Source organism: Mycobacterium sp. P7213 (genome assembly GCF_900604305.1).
Classification (GTDB): Bacteria; Actinomycetota; Actinomycetes; order Mycobacteriales; family Mycobacteriaceae; genus Mycobacterium.
The window spans coordinates 1-553 of the sequence record NZ_UWOA01000129.1 but is presented as its reverse complement, the minus strand read 5'-3'; the positions used below and the strand labels follow the sequence as shown (position 1 = coordinate 553).

Annotated in this window: 2 protein-coding genes; both read right to left on the bottom strand. The window is 62.9% G+C overall.

Annotation, left to right across the window (positions count from 1 at the left end):
- Positions 1 to 263: WXG100 family type VII secretion target (locus tag EJK91_RS21545; RefSeq protein ID WP_164518080.1), on the bottom strand; the 263-nt coding region annotated here is incomplete at its 3' end.
- Positions 264 to 279: 16 nt separating this feature from the next.
- Positions 280 to 553: WXG100 family type VII secretion target (locus EJK91_RS21540; protein ID WP_164518079.1), on the bottom strand; the 274-nt coding region annotated here is incomplete at its 5' end.

Below are 553 nucleotides of genomic sequence, written 5' to 3'. Positions count from 1 at the left end.
GAGGCGTCGGTGTTGGCCATGTTGTTGCCGGCCGACTGCACCTTCTGACCGTGGCTGTTGGCCTGCTCGTAGATCACCGCGAAGTTGCGGCCCAACTGCGCCACAAACTCCTGGCACGCCACCGAACCCGCGCCACCCCAGAAATCACCGGCAGCCAGCACATCGTGCACGATCGCCTGGTGCTCAGCCTCCAACGACGCCGCCTGAGCACGAATCAACGCACCGTGGGCATCCACATCACCGAACTGGTAGTTAATCGACATAGTCGTRGTTCCCCTTCTAGCTCGACAGGATCTGCTGCGAAGCAGCTTCCTGCTGCTCGTAGTGGTTAGCGTCGCGAATCAACCCATCCCGCACCCCGTGCAGCATGTTCACGATGTTGCGAAACGCGGTCTGCATCTGACCCATGGTGTCCATCGAGGTCCGCTCCGCCAGACCACCCCAGCCCGCACCGGAGATGTTGGTCGACGACGCCCACATCCGGCGCGCCTCGTCCTCCACCGTCTGCGCGTGCACATCAAAACGGCCCGCCATCGAACGCATCGCGTCCGGA